Origin of the sequence: Paenibacillus sp. TC-CSREp1 (genome assembly GCF_050171015.1) — a bacterium.
GTDB lineage: Bacteria > Bacillota > Bacilli > Paenibacillales > Paenibacillaceae > Paenibacillus > Paenibacillus silvae.
In genome coordinates, this window is record NZ_JBNOKM010000004.1 from 371,283 (window position 1) to 389,187 (window position 17,905).

The following is a 17,905-nucleotide window of genomic DNA, read 5'->3' on the forward strand; positions in this document are numbered from 1 at the left end:
TCTTTATCTACTCCTTCTTGGAAGCTGGGTCTGCCTGTTCGGTCAGCCATGCAATCAGTGTATGCAAATCTTCAAAAACATGATCAGGCCGTGCCTTGGCCGCCTGAATATGACCATCCATATTATCACGTGTTGTCACACCCGTCAGCACAAGCAGTGTCTCACAGCCGGCCGCCACACCAGCAGCAATATCTGTACGCATATTGTCACCAATAACCGCTGTTTCGTCAGCCTTCAGGTTCAGACGGCGAATGGCTGATCTCATAATGATACTTGAAGGTTTGCCGATAACGACGGGTTGTACACCCGTTGCCGCCTCGATCGCTGCTCCAATTGTACCCGCACCAGGCGTGAGACCGTCATCAGCCGGAAGCTGTAAATCCGGATTCGTCATAATAAACTGAGCTCCGCCATTAATCCAGCGAAGAGCCTTCGTTAGTTTTTGATAGGAAAACTCACGGTCAATCCCCTGGATTACATAATCCGGGTTATCCTCTGTCAGGACCAAACCAGCATCCTTAATCGCCTGAATCAGACCAATCTCCCCAATACATGCCACCTTCGCTCCCGGAGCTTCTGCTGCAACATATTCAGCTGCGGCCACCGCAGAGGTACACACCTGAGAAGCATCAGCGGTTATGCCCATGCCGTTTAGATGATCCGCCACACCTTGAGGTGTACGCGAGGAATTGTTGGTCACAAACAAATAAGGCACACCTTGCTCCTGTAGTGTACGAATAAGCTGATCAGCTCCATCAATTCGATGTCTGCCATGATACAGTGTACCATCCAGATCGATCAGATAAGCTTTGATCATACAAGCACTTCCTTTCTTCATTCCATTAACAGTTCATGCCATTAAAAAAACACATGCATGAAAATAAATAATAATCATATGTATTCAGGCATACAGGATGAATCTTGTTATCAGAGACACGTAACGAGTCGAACGAAATCGAACTCAGACGTTTTCTCTCGCGCGCCTGGTGTACAAGCTTGTCATTTCCTGCGCTTTCCCGGAAAATAATTCAGATCATTTCCCTGCTCATATTGCCCATCCTACACGCTTTTTGACCAGATTGCAAAAGGGACCTCGGGAACAATTCTCCCTCAGTCCCGTTTCATTCGCCGGTCTTGAAATCGTGCATTTCGCGCATCATCACATACGGTTCAGCTCCGCATGATGCACCATGCCTCGCCTGTAAGCCCCAACCCTCAGTCTGAAGGTAATGAGTCCTGCTCACGATGAACAACAGGAATAAGCTGATGCTCATCAGCAAGCCTTGTGTTCGGGAAAATAGACCTGGCCTCTTCCAAAAGTGGTTGAAGCTGCTCTTCATCTTTGTAGCGTGAACTGAAATGAGTCATGATAAGCTGACCCACATTAGCCGCTCGGGCCGCTTCCGCCGCTTCTATGGATGTACTATGGTAGTACTCATGAGCAGTATCCGCAAGATCATGCATAAACGTCGCTTCATGAACAAGGACATCGGCATTCTGTGCCAGGGGTTGAACATTAGCGCAAGGGCGGGTATCGCCAAGTATGGTGATCACCATTCCGCGTTTGGGCGCTCCCAGCACATCCTCGGGACGCACGGTCTCTCCGCTATCCAGTGAGATCGGTTCTCCCCGTTTTAATCTTCCAAACAAGGGGCCCGGCTTCAGGCCATATGCTGCCAGCTTTGCAGGATCAAGACTGCCAGGACGATCTTTTTCTGTCACGCGATACCCGTAACTGTCAATCCGATGCTCAAGCAAGGCGGCCTCTACAACAAAGCTGTCATCTTCAAAGACAATGCCGCCTGTATGCTCAACAATGTTCAGATCATAGTTCAGGTGTGACTGACTAAGTTCCATCGTCGTTTTAATCATTCGCTCTGTCCCTGGCGGTCCATATACCGTGAGTGGACTTGTTCCGCCTTGATATGCTCTGCTGGAGAGCAGACCGGGCAATCCAAACACGTGGTCACCGTGCAGATGAGTGATAAAAATCTTTTCCAATTTGCTTAATTTAAGCGGTGAGCTTAAAATCTGATGCTGTGTTCCCTCCCCGCAGTCGAACAACCACAAAGCTCTGCGTTCATCCAACATACGGAGCCCAATAGACGTTACATTCCGTTGCAGCGTAGGTACACCAGCATTCGTTCCCAGGAAATATAGTTCCATTCTGGATCGCACCTCTTTCTGTTGCCAGCAAAAAACCTCCGACCATGCGGAGGGCTTGCTTGACGACTGACGATTTTATGCTTTTTCGACGTTAAAATATTTGGCCTGAGGATGGCTGAACACCATTGCAGACACCGATGCTTCCGGTTCCATCATGAAACCTTCCGTTAATTCTACTCCAATATCTTCAGGCTGCATCAGCTTGAACAGCGGACCCTGATCCTCCAGATCCGGGCAGGCTGGATATCCAAAGGACACACGAATACCCTGATAACGCGCACCATGACGCTGCTTCATGGTCATTTCGGCCGGGTCCGGGAACCCCCATATATCCCTCATCATATGGTGCACGCGTTCTGCCAAACCTTCCGCTACTTCAAGCGCTACCGATTGCAGAGCGTGTGAACGGAGATAATCCCCTTGATCTTTCCAAGCCGTAGACAGCTCACGTACGCCATGTCCCGCAGTGACGACAAGGAAACCAACATAATCCATTTCACCGGATTCAACCGGCTTCAGGAAGTCGGACAAGCACAGGAACGGCTCTACCTTTTGACGCGGGAACGTAAAGGTATGCAGGATGTTGCTTGTATCTTGCGGATCATAAATAATGACGCTGTTGCCGCTCGACTGGGCCGGGAAGAAACGATACATCGCATGCGCCTGAATAATTCCGTCTCTAACCGCTTCCTGCATGATGCCATCCACAACCGCTTTCAGATCGGTAGCCTTGGGATCGCCGGAAGCCAGAAGCTGCTCAACCGAGCCGCGCAGCCCCAGATGATGTCCCAGCAGCATCTGCATATTCACATACGGCAGGATGTGGGACAGCGGATAATTGCGGAGCGTATGCCGCTCCAGATCAGGCGGTACAAGCACCGGATGATCAGCGGAGATCGCTGATCGCTCCACCCGTGTAAGCTCAGGCAATGCCTGAACTTCACCAGCACTGGAAGCATCGGCTTCTTTTTCCGCATCCATCTCGGCCTGCATCGCTTCTCGCGTAACAGGATTCATCAGCTTATTCGCCAGATCGAGACCATCCATTGCATCCTTCGCATACACAACCATACCGTTGTATTCAGGACGAATGCGGTTTTTGGTGAACTTGCGTGTTAGAGCGGCGCCACCTACCATAATCGGTACATCAATGCCAGCTGTACGCAAATCCTGAGCGGTGAGAATCATCTGTTGAGCCGATTTAACAAGCAGCCCTGACAGGCCGATGGCATCAACCTTCTCTTCCCGATAAGCCTCGATAATACGCTCTGGTGGTACTTTTATACCCAAATTAATGATCCGGTAACCGTTGTTGGACAAGATGATCTCCACCAGGTTTTTGCCGATGTCGTGTACGTCCCCTTTAACGGTAGCCAGAATGATCTTTCCTTTTACGGAAGTTTCATTTTTCTCCATAAACTGCTCCAGATACGCTACGGAAGCCTTCATCACTTCTGCACTTTGAAGCACCTCTGCTACAATTAACTCATTGTTGTTGAACAGACGGCCGACTTCCTCCATGCCCCGCATCAATGGACCATTGATAACTTCGAGCGCGGAATATTTGGCGAGAGCCTGCTCCAGATCGGGCAGCAGCCCTTCTTTGCTGCCTTCCACCACATAGGATGCAAGACGTTCTTCCAGCGAAAGATTGGAGATTTTCTCTTTTTTCTCGACCTTTTTGTTGCGGAATGCCGCAACGAAGGCTGCAAGTGTATCATCGTTTGTGTTATATAAAAGCTCTTCCGAGAGTCTGCGCTCTTCTTCCGGAATGGATGCATAACGCTCCAGCTTTTCGGTATTTACGATGGCATAGTCCAGTCCGGCCTTGGTACATTCGTACAGAAATACGGAGTTTAACACCTCACGGCCCGCTTCGGGCAGACCAAAGGAGATGTTACTGATACCGAGAATCGTGTGACACTCCGGCATGGCTTCCTTGATAATCCGAATGCCTTCAATCGTTTCTTTGGCAGAACCGATGTATTGCTCGTCGCCTGTGCCCACCGGGAATACCAGTGTATCAAAAATAATATCCTCCGGCTTCAAGCCGTACTTGTTCACCAGCAGGTCATACGAACGCTTCGCCACTTCCAGCTTGTCCTCACGACTGATCGCCTGACCACGCTCATCAATGGTTCCGACAACCACTGCTCCGCCGTATTTATGGAGCAACGGGGTGACCAGCTCAAACTTTTCTTCCCCATCCTCAAGGTTAATGGAGTTAATGATCGCCTTCCCTTGAGAATATTGAAGAGCCGTATCAATAACTGCCGCATCTGTGGTGTCAATCATGAGCGGCACCTTGACCTTTTTGACAACAAGCTCGAGGAACTTGATCATATCTTCCGTTTCCTCACGGTCAGGGTCCTGTACACAGACGTCAACGATATGTGCTCCATTTTTCACTTGAGCCCGAGCGATCTCTGAAGCTTCCTCGTACTTGCCTTCGACAATCAATCGCTTGAATTTGCGTGAACCCAGTACGTTGGTACGCTCACCAACCATATAAGGGCGATTATCCTGCTCGACATATACCGGGTCGATCCCGGACAATGCGGGCGGATGTGTTCCGTTCAATTCTCTTGGGGGATACTTGGCAAGCGTGTCACGCATAGCCCGAATATGAGCCGGCGTTGTTCCACAGCAGCCACCTGCAATGTTCAGCCAGCCTTGTTCGGCAAATGCCCCGATCTTCTGTGCGAGCGAATCCGGAGATTCGTGATAGTTCCCGTTTTCATCAGGAAGCCCTGCGTTGGGATAACAGCTCACAGCGACAGACGCCATGCCAGAGAGGGAACGAATATGGTCACGCATGAATTCCGGACCTGTCGCACAGTTTAATCCCACCGAAATCGGGTTAAGGTGTTCTAGGGATATATAAAAGGATTCAATGTTCTGACCTGCCAGGGTCGTACCCATCGGTTCAATTGTTCCTGAGATCATCAGAGGCAGCTTGATGCCACTTTGATCAAAAGCTTGCTGGATGCCAATGCTTCCAGCCTTGACGTTAAGGGTATCCTGCGAAGTTTCAAGCAGTAGCGCATCAACGCCTCCCTCTATTAAAGCAAGAGCCTGCTCGAAATAGCTGTCAACCAGCTCCTTGAACGTTACGCCTCCCGTCACGGACAACGTTTTGGTTGTGGGCCCCATTGCGCCGACGACATAACGTGGTGACTCCAGTGTGGAAAAACGATCCACGGCTGCTTTTGCAATTCGGGCTGCTTCCAGATTAATTTCGCGTGCACGATCTTGAATATCGTATTCAGCAAGCACGACAGAAGTCGCACCAAATGTATTGGTCTCGATTAAATCGGCACCGGCTTCCAGATAATCCTCATGTATTCGTTGGATTAAATCCGGGCGTGTCAGCACCAGCATTTCATTACATCCATCCAGATCTTCACCGCCAAAATCTTCGCTGGTCAGATCCACCTGTTGAATCATCGTCCCCATTGCGCCGTCGAGGATTAATATTCGTTGTTTTAATGCATCGTGTAGACTAAGCTTATCCAATATCTTCACCCCCGCAAAACGTTAAATCTTAGTTTAACAGAAACTTACTTATTGTGAAAGATCGGTTTTGCTCCCGAATGGCGGCGAATTCACAGGAATACAGGCCAATTGTGAATCGACAAAAGTCAAGCAATCCGATATAATATCAATTAATCCAAGTGGAAAAGAGGGAAAGATCATGGCTGAAATTGTTATCCGAAATACGAACGAACGCATCACTGGAGACGAAAACGTTCGAAATTTCTTGAACAAATATGATGTATTATATGAAAAATGGGACGCTACCAAATTAAGCCCGGAGTTACAGAATAACTTCGGCTTAACGGATGATCAGAAGCAGCAGGTATTGGAAACCTACGATTACGAAATCAAGGATTTGGCCGCACGCCGCGGGTATCAAATCTGGGATGTCATCACTCTTTCAGAGCAAACACCAGACATCGAAGAAAAGCTCGCTAAGTTTGAAGAAATCCACACCCATGCAGAAGATGAGATTCGTGCAATTGTCGCAGGTAAAGGCATCTTTGTGATTAAGGCGACAGATGACACAGGTTACTTTAATGTAGAATTGTCTCCTGGAGACGTCATTTCTGTTCCCGAGAACACACCGCATTTCTTCACATTGATGGAGAACAAACAAATTATTGCCGTGCGCCTGTTTATCGAAAAAGACGGCTGGATCGCCGATCCATATCCTGATCCAACGTTTATCAAGAACGCCTAAGCTAACCTCGGCTCTCTTAGCGGTATGATTGCATCTTTTTATACCGTATCACGGAATTTTTGTACCTTATTATAGAATTTAAAATTTGTATGTATGAATCTACCCCCTGCTCTTAGGAACGGGGGGTTGCTTTGTATTCTCCAGATCATGTGTTCGCTAGATAAAATAATGAGGATATTTAGCCTTTAGCATCTCCTGTTCAACCACGACAAGCCGCAGATGCGCTTCCATTACAAGTACTGCTTGCTCCGTCTTACGCTCCGTCACCAGCCGCAAAATCTCTTTATGCTGAGATATAATGACTTCAAGGTTTGAATCCTCTGCAAGTCGCAGCAAACGAAGCCGATTAAACGGCATGTTCAGCTGCTGCAGCATCTTCCAGGTTCGCAGCTTCCCGGTTCCCTGAAACAAGATCTGATGAAACTCCTCGTCCAGCTCAAATAGTCGATAAAAATTGTTTTTGCCTACGCACACTTCCTGCATCGCAATGTTCGTTTCCAGTCTGAATACGTATTCTTCCGGGAATGAAGCACATGCGAGGGTGACAATCTCCTTCTCCATCTTCTCGCGCATAAAGCGGCCTTCTTCGACATGCTCCAGATTAATGTGTGACACAATCGTGCCGCTCTGCGGGATAATATCCAGCAGCTCTTCCTCTGCCAGCTTCATAAAAGCCTCTCGGACCGGAGTCCGGCTGACCTGCAGCTCATCTGCAATTTCTTTTTCTGAAATTTTGGTGCCGGGTTTCAGCTCCAGATGCAGAATTCGTTCTTTGACCAAATTATAGGAATAAGCCCTTGTCGAGCCTCTCATTTTCTGATTAAGTGACATGAATTGACCTCTTTCTCTCAGCCATATTCCTTCATATTAGCACAAACTGCCGTTCCACTTAAATATCTTTAGCGAAACGACAGTCTGGCATGAATCAATTAACTTATTTTTTGTTTTCTTTATATGTCTTGTAGGTATCATTGGCCAGCTTCACGTAATTCGACAGCCCCTGGCTCTCCAGCTCTTTGATAAAAGTATCGTACTCAGACAATTTCCGTTCACCCAATATAAACTTCAATGTGTTCTGTTCTGTGTAGTCTTTCAACGGCGTGCTGAGAAGTGTTACACGTTCACGATCCTCGGAGGAATACGGAATAGGTGGTTCGGCCGGGATGACTTCTTTGGTTTCTTTCATGTTTTTCTGGAAAACAAGCTCCTCTTCGCTAAACATGGATTGAAGCAGCTCTGTTGTGCCTCCGTAAGCAAACACACCGCCGGAGAAGCCGTAGTCAACACGAAGGTCTTTGGTGCCCTTTGGATTCAAACCGTTGTAGTTGATGTCATCTGCCAATTTGCGTTTGCCGCCTTCTTTGGTGTATGTCTCGTTCTCTACACCCCACTTTGCGAATTCCTGTCCTTCGTCACTGTAGTACAACCAATCAATAAATTGTAATATGGCTTTGAAATTGTCGCTATCTTTAATTTTACCCGAGATCATCACACCGTTTTCAAGTCTTGAACCAGACATTAACTGTCCTTTGGGTCCTCCCGGAACGGTAATCTTGGCAATCGAGAATTTTCCTTCACCGAGTGTTTTGTTCATGTCATTCCGATGAAGCACCAGCGTCTGTGAATTGCCGTTAATCATAAATGATTTGCCCGATACAAACTTCTGAATGGCTTGGTCATCGTCTTGTGTGAAGCTTTCTTTATCGAGCAGCCCTTCTGCAACCATCTTGTTAAAAAACGTGAGCAGTTCCTTGTACTCTGGTGTCGTAGCCGTGTATACGAATTCGTCCTGATCTGCTTTGTACGTCAAGCCGTTTCCATAACCCCAGCCAGCCTTGGTGCCAAAACCGGTAGCTGCAATGCCGAGCGTACTTTTAAACTTGAAGCTGTCCGAGAACGGAATAGAGTCGGGATAGATTTCTTTTAACTTTTTCGCGGCAGTATATAGCTCATCCCAGGTTGTAGGAGTAGCAATATTGTTGTCTTTAAACAAATCCGTTCTTACAATCAGCGTATAATCCGGCCATACGGCCTCATGCAATCCCGGCAGTACGTAATATTTGCCATCCTCTTGGCGAAGGCTTTCAAGATCAGGCTCCAGATTCCACTTTTCCACCTTATCCTTGAAGTTAGGCATTAAATCAATGTAGTCGCTAATCGGAAGAATCGCTCCTGAGGATACAAAAGCAGCCTCTTCCCCCGGGTAAGTCTTCGGAATAACAAGCGGTGCATCACCCGAGCTGATCAGAAGGGATCTTTTTTGCGGATAATCACTCATCGGCACAATTGTTGGTTCCAGCGTGACACCCGTCATTTCTGTAATTTTTTCGAATAACATCCAGTCTTTTTTGTATGGGTAGATCGGGTGATCACTGTACAAAATGGACAGATTAAACGGCTCCGTTGCTTTGAAAGTATCACCGACGTTATAACTCTCCATCGCTGATTTCGTACCCACTTCAGAGATATCCGGACCCGTTCCAGCACCACTACTGCACGCAGCGAGTACTGCAGACATTGTCATTGCCAAAATCATCTTGCCAAGCATTTTTCGTGGCTTTCTGCTCAAACCATTCATCCCCTTTAATCTATTTTGTTTTGAACCAGGTCTACTCTTGTTACTGCTTAACAGAGCCCAGCATGATACCGGTTACAAAATATCGCTGTACAAACGGATAAATCGTCAAAATCGGCAGGATGGTCAAAACCATGGTCACCGATTTGATGTTGGCAGCAATCTGGGTCAAGTTATCCGCAGAGGTCGCACCGGCAGAGGCCCCGCTCGTCGCTCCGGCAATCATGTTGCGCAAGTAGATCGTAACCGGAAACAGCTCTTTTTTGTCCAGATACAAGAAGGCCGGAAACCAGGAATTCCAGTGTGCAACTGCATAAAACAGCACCATCGTAGCCATAACCGCTTTACTGAGAGGCAAAATGATACGCAGCAAGATGCCGTAAGTGCTCAAGCCGTCAATTGCAGCAGCTTCCTCTAATTCTTCAGGCATGTTTTCAAAAAAGGATTTCATAATCAGCATGTTATATATGCTTATTGCACCCGGGACTACCAAGGCCCACATGGTGTTATTGAAACCAAGGGAATTAATCAGCACGTAGTTTGGAATAAGCCCGCCGCTGAAGAACATCGTAAATACGGCAAACATCGTTAGAAATTTACGTCCCATCAGTCTCTTTTTGGACAGTGCGTATGCAAAGATCGTTGTCATAAACATAGAGATTAATGTACCTACCACCGTATAAACGACCGTGTTTTTATAGTTCATCCAGAACATGCTGTCCTTGGAAATGGTTTTATACGTATCCACATTGAACCCGCGTGGGAATAGACTAACCTTGCCTGAATTGATATACGCTTCACTACTGAAGGATTGTGCAACAACGTTCAGGAACGGGTACAGCGTAATAAAAACGATAAACAGCAAAAATGTAACATTAAACACCTTAAACACCTTGTATGATCTCGATTCCTGCATGATGCTCCTCCTCTACCACAAGCTTCGCTCGGTCAATTTACGTGAGATGGCGTTTACAGTGAACACCAGAGTCAGCCCAATCACTGATTCAAACAAACCAATGGCTGTAGCGTAACTGAAGTTACTGGATTCAAGACCCACACGGTACAAATAAGTCGAGATTACATCGGAAGTTTCATAGATCAGCGGATTGTACAGGAGCAGAATTTTCTCAAAGCCTACTGCCAGAAAGTTACCCATGTTCAGGATAAGCAGCGTTACAATCGTTGGCAAAATGCCTGGAATGGTGACATGAATGGTTTGCTTCCAGCGATTCGCTCCGTCAATCCGTGCGGCTTCATACAACGAATCATCAATGGTGGTCAGCGCCGCCAGATACAATATGGCTCCCCAACCCATGCCCTGCCAGATTTCCGATGAGATATAGATGGTTCTGAACCACTCTGCTCGCTGCATAAACGGAATGTTATCCCCTGTAAAAAAAGCAACCAGTCCGTTAATTGAACCATTCACGGCTGTCAATTGCAGAATCATACCGGCCACGATCACGATGGACAGGAAGTGTGGCAGGTACGAGGCCGTTTGCACAAACTTTTTGAAGCGTTTGCTCTTCACCTCGTTGAGCAGCAGTGCAAAAATAATGGGCATGGGGAACGTGAATAATAATGCAAGCCCGCCCAGCATCAGGGTGTTACTAAAGACTCGCCAGAAGGTCGGGTCCTCAATGAACATTTTGAAATAACGTAAACCTACCCAGGTCTCTCCAAATATACTGCCTCCCGGGACAAATCGTCTGAAGGCAATAATATTGCCCAGCATCGGACCGTATTTGAAAATAATCAGATAAATGATGGGAAGAACTAACAGTGAGTACAATTGCCAATCTTTACGAATCAATATGAGCGCTGTTTGCAGCCTGCTTTCTTTACGTGAAGATATCATTGGTAACGTCGCCTTGGATGTCTCTGACTCCATGTGTCATTCACTCCGATCCATAACTTGATTAACGAGATTCTGTGCTGCACCTTGTGACGTCATTCTGCCTTACCTCTGTACGCAGAGGTCGGGCCTGTTGTACATTTCACCCCCACTCAAAATAAATTGTAAGCGGTATCAACTTTTTCTTTTATGTACACTCAAACATATCTGCATATGCTTCTGAAGCAAGTGAAACATGCTGATGTTTGAATGAGTCCAACAAGAACAATTGTTATAAAGCGCTTACAACGCATTGATGTAAAAAAGCAGCAATCATTGTTGCTATTCATGTTGCACTCTGTTTTTCCATTCACAGATTGTCTGCCACTGTACTGTTCAGATGAGATAGATATTTAAACGACATTGTCAACGAACCTCTTGCGAAATACTAGTCATACTAGTATGTTAGTTGTATTTTAAAACAGAGCCTTTTAAATTTCAATATTTTTTCTCGATAAATCATACAAATCACTTCTAACAGTAAGCAAAAGACACTCATAAAATTGGATGATAATAAAAAAACATTGGTTAATGCATGAACGAGATAAACATCATTCATGTCATAACCAATGTTTAATTTAAAGAAATAAGATAGAAGAATTAATCACAGCTTTAAAAATTAGCAATCAGTTCTTCTAATTCAGATAAGTGCTTAATTTCGTGATCTGGGGAATAGGTTTCATTGTTGATTTTGTTTTCGCGATTAATCCATACTGCACGAATACCTGAAGACAACGCACCACGGATATCCGTAGTTAATTTATCTCCAACCATCATGCTTTCTTCTGGCTTCACACCTAATTTACTTAAAGCGTGTTGGAAAATGGACGGATCGGGTTTGCCTCTTCCAAAGCTTCCCGAGATGATAATCTCATCAAAGAACGGAGATAACTCAGGAACACCATCCAGCTTCTCCTGCTGTAACGCAGGACATCCATTCGTCAGAAGCAGTAATTTGTATTTTCCATGCAGATGACGCAGTGTATCCATTGTTTCTTCATAAACATGCGGTCTGGATCGACGTTCAGCCCCAAATTGCGAAGCCAGTCGCTCTGCAAGATCTTCCTGATCTACACCAAGCTTTAACAAGCCACGGCGCCAGGACTCCTTACGGTAGATTGGAGCCAATTGTTCCAGCTGGCGGAATTCCGGCTGCTCTCCAGCGGTGAAATTAGCCCATAGACCTTCAAAAGGATTAATTCCAATCATTTTGGTAAAAGGAAATGTCTCGTAGGACTCATAAAGCTCACGTGCTTCATTACGAACAGCCTCTTCGAGCGCTTCGGCGTCAACTCCGGTCTCGTTCGCTGCAACTAAACAAGTTTCATGAAAAGCCTCTCGAACACTGCGTTCGTCCCACAATAAAGTATCATCCAGGTCGAACATAATCGCTTTCAATGCCATGCTGCTCATCTGCCCCTTTATACATTGAATTACTTATCAATGGTTTCTACGGTGATCTGGTGTGCTTTTGCAAATTTCAACAATCGCTCTGTCATTGCATCCGTATCGTAACGGTTTAACAGCTTGGTGAAGACCCATCTTTTGCCACGGCTGTTATGTTCAATCACTACAGTGCCCGGTTCAAATCTGAATTTGATGATGTCATCAACCCCGATGGAGCGTTCACGATTGCCCTTGGTTGTAATGATCCGGTTACTGCTGATTTTAATGTAAGGACGACGAAGCATAAAAATAACTGCCAGGAATACATAAAGCAGCATCGTTACCCAATCCCAGGTTGTCATAGGCGCCTTCACTAAAAAAGTACTCATGAACAGATACAAAAAGGCAAGACCAATCAGAAAAATGGGGAATAACAGGCTTCTACCCTTGAAAATATCTTCACCTGGATTTCCCGTAATTGGCTGACCATTTTTTTTACGCTGCTGATTCAATTGCTTCGAATTTTTCCGAACCGTTCTCTCGAACGAACGCCGTGACATGTAAATCCCCCTTATGTGTCTTGTATCGGCTTACATAACAATATGCAAACCGATATTCCCCCTTTATAGTAAGCAGCCTCAAATAACATGAAGAAACCTAAATATCATTAAGATATGTTTAGGTTTCTGGAATTAATGTTTGAGTTTGCCTTGGTGGCCTTTGCCCTTATCGTCATCTACAATTTCAATGGAATCCAGCTGCTGTCTGAAATTGCTACGAATGTTACCCAAATAAATCTCTCTTAGCTTGGCACGTTCAACAAGTTCTTCCTCTGACAGTCCAGTGGATTTCTGCTTGCGAGCCAATTCATTAATACGTGCTACCAGACTATCTATATCCAAGCTTGTCCCCTCCAAAAATACAAAGTCATATTAACTTTGACATGATCAGGGCTGCTTGTCAAGTTGGTAAGCGGCAATGCCTGTTGATACGAATTTCTATTGAGCAAACTGAGGTAATATCAGAACTTGTCCAGTCTGAATTGTTGTTGATTCCAGCTGATTCACCTTTTTGATTGCTTCTATATATACCCTGGTGTCCATTGCTGCTGGCTTATGCTCCAAAGAAATGCTCCACAATGTTTCCCCTTGAGATACAGCGATCTTTCCCCCTGGAAGTAAATCATTTTCGTTGCCGGCAAAAACGGTTAGTACAGTGCTGCAGCCTATAAATATAATTAATGAAGCGATAGCTAGTTTGATTAATCCTGAGGAAAGCTTGAAACGTGCCATAAATGTTCTCAATTGCCCTATGTTAGACTTCACAGCTACTGAATTTACCGGTTCATAAATGCTTTGATAAGTAGAATATCTCATGTGTATCCCGCCTCCAAACGTTTGTTCCTATCTCATGAAATCAATATAACACGAACATTTGTTTTGTTCAATAACTTTTTAGAACAATTGTTCGCTCTTTTTCCGATAATTTAACGACCTTTATCAGACCAACGAAAACTTCTCCTATTAGTAAGTCTAATAAAGCAGCTTATTGTTGAAGTTTGATAACACAACTCAATATTTAAGCTTGAGAGAACGGATTCATACTGAGTCCTGGCAGAACAATCGACAGCTATCAGAATTCATAAACTCAAGGATTTGCATATGTTCTTATCAGATCATGTCTTAGTTTCGAAAAAAACACTGAAAACTTGCGATTTGTTTAGAACTTATGTTTGTACGAACGGAGGTTCTATGTTATAATTTTCCCAAACGTTACTAAAATGGGGTTGATACGGTATGTCGAAGATATCCAGCAGGCAGCAGGCAATTCTGGAGTTTATACGAAATGAAGTCCGGTTGAAGGGGTATCCTCCTTCCGTACGGGAAATTGGCGAAGCTGTTGGACTGGCTTCCAGCTCCACGGTTCATGGTCATTTGGATCGTTTGGAGAAGAAGGGACTGATCAGACGCGACCCTACCAAGCCAAGAGCGATCGAGCTTTTGAGCCAGGAGGAGTCGGAGCATTCTCATCAATTTGCCCACAGCGTTGCACGAATTCCAGTTGTAGGTAAGGTTACAGCCGGGGTTCCGATTACAGCAACCGAAAATATCGAGGATTACTTCCCGCTTCCAACTCACTATGTTGGCGAACAGAAAGTGTTTATGCTTTCCGTTGTCGGGGACAGTATGATTGAAGCAGGAATCGTGAATGGAGATTATGTCATTGTTCGTCAACAGCAGACCGCGGATAATGGTGACATTGTCGTAGCAATGACTGAAGATGATGAAGCAACAGTGAAAACGTTCTATAAGGAGAAGGATCACATCCGCCTGCAGCCGGAGAATGCTACACTTGAGCCGCTTCGTTTGAAACATGTCAGCATTTTAGGCAAGGTTATCGGTCTTTTCCGTGATATTCATTAATACAACTAGTTTCTATATTTGTTATATTTCACGCCATATGAAAGAGGTTGCCCTGACTACAGGACAACCTCTTTTATTCACTCTCCTATGTTACAAACATGCTCATGTGTAATGAAGTAACCTCATCTATTTTTTTGATAAAAAACAAAGGTTATTTATTGCGTTTAAGAACGCTTTTGTGATGGGAGAATACTTCAAAGCTTTGCTGCCCATGATATGAACCCATGCCGCTCTCGCCAACGCCGCCAAAAGGAAGATAATGCGAGGTCATATGGGACAAAGTCTCATTAATACATCCCCCGCCAAAGGAAACCTGATTCAATACCTTCTCCTGCAAAGCCTCATCCTCCGTGAACAGATACAACGCCAGCGGTTTCGGACGACGCACAATTTCATCAAGCATCGGATTAAGGTCACTATACGTGAAGACAGGCAAAATAGGACCAAAAATCTCTTCCTGCATCACGGGTGAATCCCAATCGATGTCAGTGAGAACAGTCGGTTCAATCATAAGTTGGTCGCAGCTCGAGCGGCCTCCCAGAACTGTTTTCCCATTCGCAAGAAAAGCAGCTAAACGATCAAAGTTACGAGTGTTGACGATATGCGGAAAATCGGCATTTTGCATCACGTCATCACCAAACTTATCGTGTACCTCCGCCTGGATCTGTTCCATCAATTGATCATACACCTGCTCATGAACTAACAAATAATCCGGTGCTACACAGGTTTGTCCTGCATTCAAAAATTTACCACGTACAAGACGTTGTGCTGCCGTTTGCAAATCCGCGTCATGATGCACAATCGCCGGACTTTTACCCCCGAGCTCTAACGTTACCGGAGTCAAGTGCTCTGCTGCAGCTTTCATGACAATGCGACCTACTCCTGTACTGCCTGTAAAGAAAATATAATCAAATTTTTCATTCAGCAGCGCTGTGCTAGTCTCAACCTCGCCCTCCATAACAGCAATATACTCCTCAGGATATACCTCCTGTATAAGATCATAAATTAAACGAGATGTTGCAGGTGTAAGCTCAGAAGGTTTGATCACTGCACAGTTCCCTGCAGCAATAGCGCCAATTAAAGGTCCAAACGCCAGTTGAAACGGATAATTCCAAGGGGCAATGATCAGCGCAACTCCGTATGGTTCAGGGTATATCGTGCTAACTGCATCAGGCATTACCGAGCTCGTTGGTACTGTACGCGGCGCAGCCCAGTCACGCAAATGCTCCAGCGCATGATCCAGCTCTCCCAATACAATGCGAATCTCGGAACCGTAACCCTCAGCTTCAGATTTGTTCAGATCAGCTCGAAGGGCATCCAGAATGCGTTGCTGGTACTTTTCAATTCCTTGTCTCAAGTCTTTCAAAGCCTGAATTCGATACTGCACTTGTTTCGTTTTTCCTGTATTAAAAAACATGCGCTGTGTATCAACCAGTTGTTTCGCTTGATTCATATGAACATCTCCAAATAAATTATTTAAAATTATATTGCTTCAAATTTAAAATTAGTATACCTTTTATATATGAAACTATCAACATATATTTGAAACATAATTGATGTAAATTTCTGAAAACCACCTTTTATAATGCACACAAAAAAGAACCAGTAGCTCTGCCACTCGTTCTTCTCGCTTGTACTATTTCTTTATTATTTCCACTCTCTTTGTTTTATGTACTGTGCTTCGTAAGCCACAATGAGAGTTGTTTCTTTCGTCACCTGCTGCACATCATGCACGACCACCATCCCGCTATAGTCGATAAAAGGCTTTTTACTTTTCACAAAAACACCGCAATCTTTGACGTAGATTTCATCAGGATGCTCACTGTCATATACCAAGCTAGCAGGCAGTGGTTCCATTAAATCCGTGTAAGATTTCCTCATATCATCTCCAGAAGCTTGCATTTTTGAATTGTCATCGAAAGTAACAGCCAATAAAATAACACTGAATAACACAGCAGTTGAAGTTGAAAGCATCCATTTTTTTCGCATAAGTACCTGCCTCTCTTGATTGAACTATCCTAGAATTTGATATGATTTGTTGAGTGCTTCACCAAAATTAACAAACAGACAAATGATTAGCACCATCATTATAGCTGCAATGAGACTAATGATGCATATTTTCTTCCAAAATGTATTGTTCATCGTTTCCACCCTTTACTCGTTATTATGCTTACGATATAAACTCAGCTTCACGGTGGAAGGTTTGCTTTTATTTGCATGTTCAAGAAAGAATACTTCTATTAATATAAGTACCGTTGATTTCCCGTCCACAACACATGGTTAGATACTCCGCACCTACGGAGATTGAAACCCACACGAGTACTGCCAGAAAGCCCAAATACCAACTTGTGTCTGTATCTAGTGATATGTATCCAACCAAATTACCCGAGGTAATACCCGTAATATACTCAAACAAAGATAGTTCAGTGATCTGCCGCTTCCCTAACATTTTTGTAATGATAAAAAGCAGAGTTACAGCGGACAACGTCCGAAAAACAACCTCCAACCATTCTGGCACATTCCATTTTGCTTTCCATTGAAAGATTTTGAGTCGTTACTTTAAAGGTTATACTTACCGCGAACCTAAGGATGTATGCAATGCACGCTTTAATTCCCGCCTCCTTCGCTGTCATGAATTTTTGAATTAATTAAGAACATAAAGCATTAAAAGATGCATACGATTTTATAAGATCATGAATTTGATCACAACTCTCACCCGCAAGAGTATACGTTTTCGGGAAAAAACTACCGAATTTATAGATTCGGTAGTTTTTTGCTGATAAACTGTTCGAAAATGAAATCGACTCTCGCATGTGAATAAAGGCAAAATTTTTCAACATAAAAATCACCATGACTGCCAACCTTATTGATGTAAATTCAAATCCAAATACGTTTGAGGAGGAAAACAACATGAATAAGACAGGCCTTGCAATTGCTGCATGTATGCTGTTTGCTGCTACTGCTGCATCCGCTTCCGCATCTGCTGCTACAGAACCTACGCACAAAATGGAGAAATCCGCGCATCATGCAGAACACAAGCTGCACACGAAGGCGAAGCACGGAGAACACAAAATGCATATGAAAGCCAAAAAAGAGGGACATAAATTGCACAAAAATGCTGTAAGTGGAGAGCACAAGCTTCGCGCGAAAAGTGTTAAGCCTCATGCTCTGCCTAAATCCGGTTATGGCGGCGTAAGCGAGTAAACCATTACAACCAGGGA

At 44.8% G+C, this 17,905-nt stretch carries 16 protein-coding genes; 3 read left to right on the forward strand and 13 right to left on the reverse strand.

Annotated features, from left to right (window positions below):
* Nucleotides 1-7 precede the first annotated feature (7 nt).
* From ACQSGY_RS08285 to metH, 3 genes are all read right to left on the reverse strand, one after another.
* Nucleotides 8-817 carry a TIGR01457 family HAD-type hydrolase gene (locus ACQSGY_RS08285; RefSeq protein ID WP_427051488.1) on the reverse strand — a complete coding sequence of 270 codons (810 nt, stop codon included), beginning with the start codon at nucleotides 815-817 and terminating at the stop codon, nucleotides 8-10.
* A 398-nt stretch (nucleotides 818-1,215) separates the two neighbouring features.
* The gene (gene rnz, locus ACQSGY_RS08290) at nucleotides 1,216-2,166 is read right to left on the reverse strand and encodes a ribonuclease Z (protein ID WP_427051489.1); all 951 of its coding nucleotides are present in this window, start codon (nucleotides 2,164-2,166) and stop codon (nucleotides 1,216-1,218) included.
* Nucleotides 2,167-2,241: 75 nt separating this feature from the next.
* Entirely contained in the window at nucleotides 2,242-5,682 is a 3,441-nt protein-coding gene (metH, locus tag ACQSGY_RS08295) for a methionine synthase (protein WP_427051490.1), read from the reverse strand.
* Nucleotides 5,683-5,860: 178 nt separating this feature from the next.
* On the opposite strand from metH, the gene ACQSGY_RS08300 reads away from it, so the two are divergent.
* A complete protein-coding gene (locus tag ACQSGY_RS08300) occupies nucleotides 5,861-6,406 on the forward strand; it encodes a cupin domain-containing protein (RefSeq protein WP_111271731.1) in 546 nt (181 codons plus the stop codon).
* A 156-nt stretch (nucleotides 6,407-6,562) separates the two neighbouring features.
* On the opposite strand, the gene ACQSGY_RS08305 is transcribed toward ACQSGY_RS08300, so the two are convergent.
* The 8 genes from ACQSGY_RS08305 to ACQSGY_RS08340 form a co-directional block, all read right to left on the reverse strand.
* A complete protein-coding gene (locus ACQSGY_RS08305) occupies nucleotides 6,563-7,237 on the reverse strand; it encodes a GntR family transcriptional regulator (RefSeq protein WP_426332917.1) in 675 nt (224 codons plus the stop codon).
* A gap of 103 nt (nucleotides 7,238-7,340) precedes the next feature.
* Nucleotides 7,341-8,975, reverse strand: coding sequence for an extracellular solute-binding protein (locus tag ACQSGY_RS08310; protein WP_427051491.1), 1,635 nt, complete (start codon nucleotides 8,973-8,975; stop codon nucleotides 7,341-7,343).
* 49 nt (nucleotides 8,976-9,024) lie between these two features.
* On the reverse strand, nucleotides 9,025-9,897 hold the full coding sequence (locus ACQSGY_RS08315) for a carbohydrate ABC transporter permease (RefSeq protein WP_427051492.1): 873 nt from the start codon (nucleotides 9,895-9,897) through the stop codon (nucleotides 9,025-9,027).
* A gap of 12 nt (nucleotides 9,898-9,909) precedes the next feature.
* Entirely contained in the window at nucleotides 9,910-10,839 is a 930-nt protein-coding gene (locus ACQSGY_RS08320) for an ABC transporter permease (RefSeq protein WP_229729774.1), read from the reverse strand.
* Nucleotides 10,840-11,487: 648 nt separating this feature from the next.
* Nucleotides 11,488-12,279, reverse strand: a complete 792-nt coding sequence (locus ACQSGY_RS08325; RefSeq protein ID WP_188591736.1) for an HAD family hydrolase — start codon at nucleotides 12,277-12,279, stop codon at nucleotides 11,488-11,490.
* A 29-nt stretch (nucleotides 12,280-12,308) separates the two neighbouring features.
* Nucleotides 12,309-12,821, reverse strand: a complete 513-nt coding sequence (locus tag ACQSGY_RS08330; RefSeq protein WP_145401804.1) for a vitamin K epoxide reductase family protein — start codon at nucleotides 12,819-12,821, stop codon at nucleotides 12,309-12,311.
* Nucleotides 12,822-12,953: 132 nt separating this feature from the next.
* Nucleotides 12,954-13,163 carry a DUF896 domain-containing protein gene (locus ACQSGY_RS08335; protein WP_289372043.1) on the reverse strand — a complete coding sequence of 70 codons (210 nt, stop codon included), beginning with the start codon at nucleotides 13,161-13,163 and terminating at the stop codon, nucleotides 12,954-12,956.
* A 96-nt stretch (nucleotides 13,164-13,259) separates the two neighbouring features.
* Nucleotides 13,260-13,637, reverse strand: coding sequence for a LysM peptidoglycan-binding domain-containing protein (locus tag ACQSGY_RS08340; RefSeq protein WP_427051493.1), 378 nt, complete (start codon nucleotides 13,635-13,637; stop codon nucleotides 13,260-13,262).
* Nucleotides 13,638-14,057: 420 nt separating this feature from the next.
* On the opposite strand from ACQSGY_RS08340, the gene lexA reads away from it, so the two are divergent.
* Nucleotides 14,058-14,684, forward strand: coding sequence for a transcriptional repressor LexA (lexA, locus tag ACQSGY_RS08345; protein WP_090916776.1), 627 nt, complete (start codon nucleotides 14,058-14,060; stop codon nucleotides 14,682-14,684).
* 151 nt (nucleotides 14,685-14,835) lie between these two features.
* On the opposite strand, the gene ACQSGY_RS08350 is transcribed toward lexA, so the two are convergent.
* Together ACQSGY_RS08350 and ACQSGY_RS08355 are read right to left on the reverse strand one after the other, a co-directional pair.
* Nucleotides 14,836-16,137, reverse strand: a complete 1,302-nt coding sequence (locus ACQSGY_RS08350) for an aldehyde dehydrogenase (RefSeq protein WP_427051494.1) — start codon at nucleotides 16,135-16,137, stop codon at nucleotides 14,836-14,838.
* A gap of 194 nt (nucleotides 16,138-16,331) precedes the next feature.
* Nucleotides 16,332-16,673 carry a hypothetical protein gene (locus ACQSGY_RS08355; RefSeq protein WP_427051495.1) on the reverse strand — a complete coding sequence of 114 codons (342 nt, stop codon included), beginning with the start codon at nucleotides 16,671-16,673 and terminating at the stop codon, nucleotides 16,332-16,334.
* A gap of 921 nt (nucleotides 16,674-17,594) precedes the next feature.
* Between ACQSGY_RS08355 and ACQSGY_RS08360 the strand changes: the two genes are divergently transcribed.
* Nucleotides 17,595-17,888, forward strand: coding sequence for a hypothetical protein (locus ACQSGY_RS08360; RefSeq protein ID WP_427051496.1), 294 nt, complete (start codon nucleotides 17,595-17,597; stop codon nucleotides 17,886-17,888).
* The last annotated feature ends 17 nt before the right edge of the window (nucleotides 17,889-17,905 follow it).

Coding starts and splice junctions, on each gene's coding strand:
- ACQSGY_RS08300 (WP_111271731.1), top strand. CDS start 5,861: ATGGCTGAAATTGTTATCCGAAATACGAACGAACGCATCACTGGAGAC.
- ACQSGY_RS08305 (WP_426332917.1), bottom strand. CDS start 7,237: ATGTCACTTAATCAGAAAATGAGAGGCTCGACAAGGGCTTATTCCTAT.
- ACQSGY_RS08330 (WP_145401804.1), bottom strand. CDS start 12,821: ATGTCACGGCGTTCGTTCGAGAGAACGGTTCGGAAAAATTCGAAGCAA.
- ACQSGY_RS08325 (WP_188591736.1), bottom strand. CDS start 12,279: ATGGCATTGAAAGCGATTATGTTCGACCTGGATGATACTTTATTGTGG.
- ACQSGY_RS08285 (WP_427051488.1), bottom strand. CDS start 817: ATGATCAAAGCTTATCTGATCGATCTGGATGGTACACTGTATCATGGC.
- ACQSGY_RS08350 (WP_427051494.1), bottom strand. CDS start 16,137: ATGAATCAAGCGAAACAACTGGTTGATACACAGCGCATGTTTTTTAAT.
- ACQSGY_RS08355 (WP_427051495.1), bottom strand. CDS start 16,673: ATGCGAAAAAAATGGATGCTTTCAACTTCAACTGCTGTGTTATTCAGT.
- lexA (WP_090916776.1), top strand. CDS start 14,058: ATGTCGAAGATATCCAGCAGGCAGCAGGCAATTCTGGAGTTTATACGA.
- rnz (WP_427051489.1), bottom strand. CDS start 2,166: ATGGAACTATATTTCCTGGGAACGAATGCTGGTGTACCTACGCTGCAA.
- ACQSGY_RS08360 (WP_427051496.1), top strand. CDS start 17,595: ATGAATAAGACAGGCCTTGCAATTGCTGCATGTATGCTGTTTGCTGCT.
- ACQSGY_RS08320 (WP_229729774.1), bottom strand. CDS start 10,839: ATGATATCTTCACGTAAAGAAAGCAGGCTGCAAACAGCGCTCATATTG.
- ACQSGY_RS08315 (WP_427051492.1), bottom strand. CDS start 9,897: ATGCAGGAATCGAGATCATACAAGGTGTTTAAGGTGTTTAATGTTACA.
- ACQSGY_RS08340 (WP_427051493.1), bottom strand. CDS start 13,637: ATGAGATATTCTACTTATCAAAGCATTTATGAACCGGTAAATTCAGTA.